Annotated in this window: 5 protein-coding genes; 1 reads left to right on the top strand and 4 read right to left on the bottom strand. The window is 65.7% G+C overall.

The window, feature by feature from the left end; translation table 11 throughout:
• Positions 1 to 150: 150 nt before the first annotated feature.
• Complete coding sequence (gene hrpA / locus D7V88_RS35360; protein ID WP_120545004.1) at positions 151 to 3861, top strand: ATP-dependent RNA helicase HrpA; 3711 nt, start codon at positions 151 to 153, stop codon at positions 3859 to 3861.
• A 226-nt stretch (positions 3862 to 4087) separates the two neighbouring features.
• Here the strand turns inward: hrpA and D7V88_RS35355 are convergent, their stop codons facing one another.
• From D7V88_RS35355 to D7V88_RS42730, 4 genes are all read right to left on the bottom strand, one after another.
• Entirely contained in the window at positions 4088 to 5392 is a 1305-nt protein-coding gene (locus D7V88_RS35355) for an AbiJ-related protein (RefSeq protein ID WP_244238567.1), read from the bottom strand.
• An 82-nt stretch (positions 5393 to 5474) separates the two neighbouring features.
• Positions 5475 to 6053 carry a transposase gene (locus D7V88_RS35350; protein WP_279636131.1) on the bottom strand — a complete coding sequence of 193 codons (579 nt, stop codon included), beginning with the start codon at positions 6051 to 6053 and terminating at the stop codon, positions 5475 to 5477.
• Positions 6054 to 6063: 10 nt separating this feature from the next.
• Complete coding sequence (locus D7V88_RS35345; protein WP_120545001.1) at positions 6064 to 6585, bottom strand: helix-turn-helix domain-containing protein; 522 nt, start codon at positions 6583 to 6585, stop codon at positions 6064 to 6066.
• Between the two features lie 45 nt (positions 6586 to 6630).
• On the bottom strand, positions 6631 to 8346 hold the full coding sequence (locus D7V88_RS42730; protein WP_147448994.1) for a hypothetical protein: 1716 nt from the start codon (positions 8344 to 8346) through the stop codon (positions 6631 to 6633).
• Positions 8347 to 8605 lie beyond the last annotated feature (259 nt).

Genomic DNA, 8605 nt, shown 5'->3' with positions numbered 1-8605 from the left:
GTGCATCCCTCCGCCGTGCGTCACTCCCACGGTTCACATGCAGGTGCGTATGGGCGTGCAGGGATGATCCCTCCAGGAGCACCGGGCGCGCAGGCGCCCACACGATTCGTCAGGGGCGCCGCGTGCGCTTCGGTGCTAGGCCATGCAGCCATGTCCGGCGACTCACCCGTCCTCCCCCCCGACGGCTTGCCCACCCTGCACTTCCCCCCCGAGCTCCCCATCTCGAGCCGGGTGGAGGACATCACCGCGGCCATCTCCGCCCATCAGGTGGTCATCGTCGCGGGGGCCACCGGCTCTGGGAAGACGACGCAACTGCCCAAAGTCCTGCTCGCCATGGGGCGCGGGCGCCCGCGCCAGATTGGCGTCACCCAGCCCCGGCGCATCGCCGCGACCAGCGTGGCGGCGCGCGTGGCACGCGAGCTCGGCACGGAGCTGGGCACGGACGTCGGCTACCAGATTCGCTTCGAGGACCGCTCGTCCCGGCGGACGGCCGTGAAGTTCATGACCGACGGCGTGCTGCTCGCGCAGATTCACAGCGACCCGCTCCTGAAACGCTACGACACCATCGTGCTCGACGAGGCCCACGAGCGCAGCCTCACCATCGACTTCCTGCTCGGGTGGCTCAAGCGCATCCTCCCCAGGCGCCCCGACCTCAAGGTGGTGGTGAGCTCGGCCACCATCGAGACCGAGCGCTTCTCACAGTTCTTCGGGGGGGCTCCGGTCATCCAGGTGGAGGGCCGTACCTTTCCGGTGGACGTGCTCTATGAGCCGCCCCCCGAGGACGCCGAGCTCGCGGACGCCGTCGCCGATGCGGTGGCGAACGTGCTCTCGCTCGACCCGGACGGGGACCTCCTCGTGTTCCTCCCCGGGGAGCGGGAGATCCGCGAGGCCGAGAACGCCCTGAACGCGCGCGAGCTGCGCGGCACGGTGGTGCAGCCCCTGTATGGGCGCCTGTCGGCCTCCGAGCAAGCGCGCGTCTTCGCCACCATCCCCGAGCGCCGGGTCATCCTCGCCACCAACGTCGCGGAGACGTCCGTCACCATCCCGGGGATCGTGTACGTCGTGGACACGGGGGTGGCACGCCTGTCGCGCTACGAGCCACGCTCGGGCACCACGCGCCTGCACATCGAGCCGGTCTCCCAGGCCAGCGCCGACCAGCGCAAGGGGCGCTGCGGCCGCGTGCGCGAGGGGATCTGCGTGCGCCTCTACGACGAGGCGGGCTTCACCACGCGGCCCGCCTTCACCGACCCGGAAATCAAACGCACCGGGCTCGCGGGGGTCATCCTGCGGATGAAGTCCCTCGGCCTCGGTGACGTCGAGGACTTCCCCTTCCTCGACCCGCCCCAGCCGAAGGCCATCGCCGAGGGCTGGCGGGTGCTTGAGGAGCTCGGGGCCATCGAGGGCAAGGAGCGCGCCTTGACGCCGCTCGGCCACCAGCTCGCGCGCTTCCCGGTGGACCCGCGCATCGCGCGGATGATTCTCGCCGGCGCCGAGTATGGGTGCCTGGACGAGGTGCTCATCATCGCCGCGGCGCTCAACCTGCAGGACCCGCGCGAGCGGCCACGGGAGCTCGCGCAGAAGGCGGACGCGTTGCACTCGCGCTTCCGTGATGAGCACTCGGACTTCACGGGGCTCCTCAAGTTGTGGGCATTCGTGCGCGAGGCCGAGGGCCGGGGGACGTCCCATCTGCGGCGCGTGTGCCGGGACAACTTCCTGTCATTCCTGCGGGTGCGCGAGTGGCGGGACGTCCAGCGCCAGCTCGAGGAGACCGTCCGCGAGCTGCGCCTGCCGCAGAAGGGCCGGGGCGCCCCGGCGCGCGGGGACGTCCTGCACCAGGCGCTCCTCACCGGGCTCCTGTCCCGCATCGGCCAGTGGAATCCGGAGCAGCGCAACTACACGGGCGCGAAGCAGACGCGCTTCATGGTTCACCCCTCGTCGGCGCTCTCGAAGAAGCCCCCTGCCTGGGCGATGGCGTTCGAGCTCGTGGAGACGTCCCAGTTGTTCGCACGCACCGTGGCGAAGCTCGACCCGGAGTGGCTCGCGGCGGCGGCCCCCCACCTGCTCAAGCGCAGCTACTCCGAACCGCACTGGTCGGAGAAGTCCGCGCGCGCCGTCGTGAAGGAGAACGCGACCCTCTTCGGGCTTCAGGTCTTCAAGGAGCGCCCCGTGGCCCTGGCCAGCATGGACCCCGCCCGGGCACGGCTGATGTTCCTCGAGCATGCCCTGGTGCGCGGCGAGTACCGCACCCGGGGGGCGTTCCAGGAGGAGAATCGCGAGGTGCTCGAGCGCGTGGCGCGCCTGCGGGACAAGGCCCGGCGCAGCGAGCTGCTCGACAACGAGGCCCTGCTGACGTTCTTCGACCAGCGCCTCCCGGCGGACGTGACGGACGGAGCGAGCTTCGAGGCCTGGCGCCGCAAGGCCGAGGCGGCCGACCCCGACGTGCTCATCCTCTCGATGGAGGATGCCCTCTCGCACGACCCGGGCCTGTCCCCGGCGCACTACCCGGATGCCATCACCCTGCACGGCGCGTCCGTGCCGGTGACGTACACCTTCGACCCCTCGGCCGAGGACGACGGCATCACCCTGAGCGTGCCGCTGCTGCTGCTCGCCCAGTTGGTCCCGGGTGAGCTCGACTGGACCATCCCCGGGTGGCAGCGGGAGAAACTCACCGCCCTGCTCGAGCAGGTCCCCCGCGCCCAGCGCAAGCAGTTGGGGCCGGTGCCGGCCCTGGTCGACCGTCTCGAGAAGGAACTGGTGCCCTTCCGCGGACCGATGATTCCAGCGCTCGCGCGGGCGGTGTCCCGGCTGTGCGGCGTGGACGTGCCCGAGGAGTCCCTCCGGGCGGATGCCGTGCCTCCGTACCTGCGCATCACGCTCCGGGTGCTCGACGAGCGGGGAAAGGAGCTCGCGCGCAGCCGCGACGCCGACGCGCTGCTCGAGCAGCATGGGGGACGTGCACGGGCGGTGCTGCGCAGCGTGGCACCGACTTCGGACTGGGAGCGCAAGGGGCTGACCGCCTGGACCTTCGGCGAATTGCCCCCCGTGGTCGCCCGGCGGGTCGGCGGGCTCGAGATCCGCAGCTACCCCGCCCTCGTCGACCGGGGCGCGGCCGTGGACCTGGTGCTGTTGGAAACATCCGCCGCCGCCGACGCGGCCACGCGCACGGGAATCCGACGGCTCCTGATGCTCGCCGCGCGCGGACACGTGGCCGTCAGCGCCGCGCGCATGCCACTGCCCTTCCCGTCCCTGGACGGCGCGCCGCCTGCGCGGGGCCAGGCCGACGCCTTCCGGGCGCTCGTCCTCACACGCAGCGTCGACGATGCGTTCAAGCTCGCACCGGGTGCGCCGCTGCCCCGCACGAAGGCGGCCTTCGAGGCGCGGGTCCAAGAGGGCTCACAGCGCATCGAGCAGGAGGCCCGGGACTGGGCGAACGTCGTCGTCGCCACCTCCGCGGAGCTCGCGGAGACGCTCGCCGCCCTCAAGACAGCATCCAAGGGGCCGAGCGGCGCGGCGGCCGTGCGGGACATCCGCTCGCAGCTCGGGCAGTTGTTCCCCGCGAAGCTCATCGAGTGGATTCCCCTCGTGCGCCTGCTGAACTACCCGCGCTACCTCCGCGCGGTCCAGGCACGGCTGTCGCGTGCGGTGGCGAACCCCGGCAAGGACGCAGGGAAGGCCGTGCCCTTCACCCCCCTATGGGAGGCCTTCCTCGCCAGGTCCGCCACCGTGCGTGACCAGGAGGCGGCGCAGGATCTGCGGTGGGCTTTCGAGGAACTCCGCGTGGCCATCTTCGCTCCGGAGGTGACGACGCCCGTGTCGGTGACGGTGGCGAAGGTCGGCGCGGCCCTCACGGCGCTGCGCTAGAAGCGGGCGGCTGTGCTTCCGCGACATGCCTTGTCAAAGGCGCTGGCCCACGTCCAACGTGGAAGGGTGTTCGACGTCGGAGAGCGAGATGCCCCTCCTTCCATTGCCTCCACAGTTCCGCACGCTCACGCGGTGTGAGCCCCCTCCTCTTCGCTACTTGCATGCCAACAACTTCTCAACCGGGGAGAACTCAGGGTTTTGCATTCACCGGTTGAGTGTGCCGTCCCTATCTGGACTTCTCGGCATCAACGCCGTGACGCCGAAACAAGAGGCGGAAAAAGCCTCGCGCAATCTCTCTTCCTAAATCCCCCTCCAGCTCCTTTCCACCAAACCGATAGACCTCATAACCAGAAAGCCGGAGGTCACGATCGGCCGCGACCATTTCAGCATACTTCGACGGACTAGCTTTTCCTTGAGGGTCGCAATAGTGCCCGACCCCATCAACCTCGATCACAACACGAACACTCTGTGAGAACAGCATCAAAAAATCCATTCGTTGTCGAAGAAGCGCATCCCTCCCTCTTTGTGAAATCGTTAGTGGATCGTAATACAACCACACCTCTGGAAGCAACGCAGGCAACTCACCAAACGACCTCTGATAGGCCGAAAAGAACTCCTCGAACAATAGCCGTTGTGGTGGCGAATTTTTTGGCAATGAGGCCCTAAGACGCTGATAGAGACTCACCCTCGTCGCCCGAGCCTCAGGCACAAGGCCGTGAGTCGCAGCCCACCACTCTTGAAGATGCCTCCAGAGCAATCCGGTCGGTGGGATTGGGTGATCATATACCAGCACCTTGTCAGCGAATCGCACAATCTCAATATCGCCATTGATGGCATCGGAGAATCTCAAATCAGGCTTGACCTGCGAAGCAAATATGATCTGTTTGGGTTGCCCTCCCACTCCGCCATTCGCGCGAACCACTGAGTATAGCGTCCGTCCTGCATCCAAACCTGTCGCTTGCAGGTCCCAACCGGACTTTCGCAATTCCGCACTCAGCGCATCAACATACTCCCTTTGATCTTCTTCGCCTCGAACCGATGGATGAACCATTCGTTCAACGAGCGCTCGAAAACGCCTATCCGACACACCCAGCACGCCACACTGCTCAGAAACGCCCTGCACATCCTGAAGCTCTGATTCCGACAGAATCGCATTGCGAAGGGATTCATCCAGATGAATCACCTCTCCAACGACCTTATTCAGCCCCAGCTTTCCCCACGGCGCAGGCAGCGAACTGAGAGTCGCAAGAAGGTTTCGGCGCGTTAACTCCGAAAACTCGACCGATGCCTCTTGCGCAACCCACACAAGCTCCTCAAGGCGATAGGTCCTGAACTGCTCCAATACCCGCTTTGCGATTGACAACACCGATTCGCGATCATGCGGAAGCCAGCTTCGAACGGTGGCCCACCTGCTATTGTAGATCAGGCCAGCATTCGGATCCGGCACAACCATTCCAAGCGCGATGCAGACGGGAGCTAGATCGTCACTCTTCACATGGGCTTGAAGCGCCCGCCCAATCGCGTCGCGCAAGTCCTCCGTGCTTGGATTCTGGCTCACAACCCACAATGTAGGTGGACCAGGACCGGCCGAGCAAGCGAGCGCCTGCCGTCATTCACGCCTCGGGCAATCCGGTCGTCGTCCAAAGCGAGCCGAAGAGCTTGAGGACGACGTGAGGCCGCGCCCGGAAGTAGCCCAGACCCGAGCGCAGGGCCTGTTGCAACTCGGCCATCTCGTCGAAGAGAAGGTTGTGCGGGGCCCGCTGGCGCAGGGGCCGCCACAGCCGCTCGATGGGCTGAAGCTGAGGGCTGTAGGGCGGCAGCCGGCAGAGGGAAAGGTGCGGGTAGCGGCGCAAGGCCCACTCCACGGGGCGCCCGCGGTGCCAGGGCGCGTTGTCGATGATGAGGACGACTTGCCGCCACGCCGTGGCGGGATAGGCGCGGGCGACGTCGAGCAGGTGGTGGGCGAAGGCCGCCTGCATGCGCTTCGTCTTGGAGAGGCCATCCTTTCGACGCGCGCGGGTTCGGCTGCCGTAAAGCCTGCTCGTCACCGCTCCCGTGGTGAGGTTGGCGGAAGCAAAGGTGTGCACCACGTCCTTGCAGTCGCGGGTGCCGACGACAGGGCGGCTTCCCTTCACGCCCAGCGTCGCCGTCAGCGTCGGCACCATGGGAAATCTCGCTTCGTCCTGGCTCAAGAGGGCGATGTCATCTGCTTGCGCCTGGCGTTTTTTCGCTCAACTCCCGACGCGCCTGCTGCTGGCATGAAGCGTCCGCTCGAAGGAAGCGATAGGTGGGCCGGTACAGCCGCACTCCATGGCGACGGCAGAAGTCCCCCATGGCCGTCTCCCGCGCCCGAATCCCTGTCTGGCGGTAGAGGAAGTCCGCCAGCGCCTCATGCGTCCAGTTCGCCCGCTTGACGCCGCAGGCCCTTGGCCCCTGCTGGACCCATCCCAGAATGGTGGGCGCCAGTCCCTCGGGAATCAACGGCGTGCGGCCCGGGGCCCACTGAATCCTCAACCCTCTCAAGCCGCTGGCCCGATAGCGGGCGAGGAAGCGCTGGATGTTGCGGGGCGTCGTCCCCAGGTCCTCGGCAATCTGCTGCTGAGACCGCCCTCGGGACGTCATCAGCACCGCCTGGCACCTCTCACGCAAACGTCGGTCCTCCGTCGTGCGGAAGCAGGATTCCAGCTCGCTCCGCTGCTCTTCGCTCAGCGCCAGTCCGCTCATGCTCCTTCAACCCGGCGAACACGACGGATTCTTCCGGGCCGTGAATCAGGGGTCGAGAAACTCGGCCGTCTCGCTGTCTTCATGCTCAGCTTCAGATTCATAGCGCTCCGCGAGAGCTTGAGCCACTGCAGCCGCGCGTGAGAACCCCTTCTCGCGAAGTGTGTCAGCATCCTTGCGAAACCCAGAAGCGAGGTCACGCTCCTGCGTTCCGCCGTCCAAGGGACTCCGCCAAACAGGTCCGCGGAGGTTTCGCTTGGCTCTGTATAGGTAGCGTCCCAACTTCGGGTGCACTCCCCCTTCGAGGAATCTACGAGCCGGGCCACAGGGCCAGATGCCGTCCGCACTCGGCCCCCTGGCCAGAACGCATGCTAGTTCGGACCAAGCCGCGTCCTGGAGCCCCTTCACTCGGAGTTCCTCGGCCACGTCACGACACCAACGCTCAAAAATTTCGTCCCGTTCCCCTGGCGAAGGCGCCGTTTCCCCCGGAGTCCCTTGCCACTTGCGAAGAATCAGATCCCCAGCTTGCCTCCGAAGACGACTCAAAGACCTCCGCTGCTCGTCGGCCTCGGCCTCGACTTCGGCATGCTGATAGACCATGGCAACAGCCTCAGAAAAGAGAGCCGGTGTTTCTCCAAGCGCGCGAAAGAGGCGCGGTGCTCGTCCAAAGTGGTCGAGAAATGGCAGGAAGCAGGCCTCAACTCGAATGACACGAACAAGGTCCTCCCCATCCGGCTGCTCCAAGAGGGCGAGTGCACAACTAATACGGTAGCCGACACGCCCGCCATCACCGAGGACCTCAAGAATGTCCGAACTGCGCATGGACCTCTCCAGAACATCAAGGACCAACTGTGAAGGAGGGAGGGCGCCGCTCTTTCGGTTCCACTTGCTCAGCACCTCCAGGGCTGTGGCAGGGCGCCGAGCCTCAACGAGGTGTCGAATGGCACGAAGACGCTCGTCTTCTGTGAGGTCATAGTAGAGGTGTGGGATCAGGCCCCAGTACACTTCGGCCAATCCATCCCCCACAGCATCCAGCACGTCCCACAGTACATTTCCCGGAATAAGATGCGAGGCCGCCCGAGCTGCCTCATCTTGACGTCCACTGCGCACGAGGGTCTTCAACACCTGCGTCAGCCAAGAGGCACCGGCGACGTTGTTCTTCGCAACGATGAAGCCGCCAACCAAATCACAGCGCGCCCCTCCTGAGGTTAGCTCTGAGCCGAGAAGGCACGCTTCGATAGCGTCATCACCAACTTCGCCAAGTGCGAATCCGAGCACGCCCGGAGCAGGCACCTCATGCAGAAGGCGAGACAGCATCTGAACAACATTTGAACTTCCAAGAAGTGGCTGAAGAGCCACGCGGCGAAGCTTCGAATAGTGGGAAGGCTCCTCCTGCCATTCAAGCTGAGCGGCGTCCGGCGATTGGGGGTCAGGGGCGAAGAGCCAAGCGATGCGTCGTATCGGGTCCTCCGGCTCCGGTGACTGGTAGACCTGCTTCGCCCGAGCAAACTCATCAGTCAACTGTTTCTCCCCGTACTTGACGCTCAACAAAACATGTACAAGAAGCTCGCGTGCAGCCCTCCATGCGCGCCCTGCCCCGTCGCGACTGCGGATGGCAGAGGCGCGCTCTAGCATTGCGTCCAGCACGGATGCGCCAACCTCTGCAGGCCACCTGCCCACCACATTGAGGATGTCGGCCCACCGGTCCGGCACTTCCTCTGCGTGGGTGAGGATGAAGTCTCGGACTCCTGTCATCATTGCCACGTCAAGAGCCACCTCCTCGGGTGGGCGTGGCGATGGAGGCTCCGGCAGGAACGCTGGCCGGTACGCAGGAGAGAGCCATCCGTTAAGTGGCGTTGGAATTAGGTCAAGCCCCACCTTCCACGCCACCGCCGGCCCCCAGTGTCAGCGTAGTTGTCGCCTCGGCTGAGCAGCCGAGGTGACCACCTGAGCGGGGCGAGCAGGAAGACAACGGTGCCGTATACGGACGCATTCAAGAGTCAGATGGTGAAGCGGATGCTGG

Origin of the sequence: Corallococcus terminator, assembly GCF_003611635.1 — a bacterium.
GTDB classification, from domain to species: domain Bacteria; phylum Myxococcota; class Myxococcia; order Myxococcales; family Myxococcaceae; genus Corallococcus; species Corallococcus terminator.
This window is presented reverse-complemented; position numbering and strand designations above follow the sequence as displayed.

Coding starts and splice junctions, on each gene's coding strand:
- hrpA (WP_120545004.1), top strand. CDS start 151: ATGTCCGGCGACTCACCCGTCCTCCCCCCCGACGGCTTGCCCACCCTG.
- D7V88_RS35345 (WP_120545001.1), bottom strand. CDS start 6,585: ATGAGCGGACTGGCGCTGAGCGAAGAGCAGCGGAGCGAGCTGGAATCC.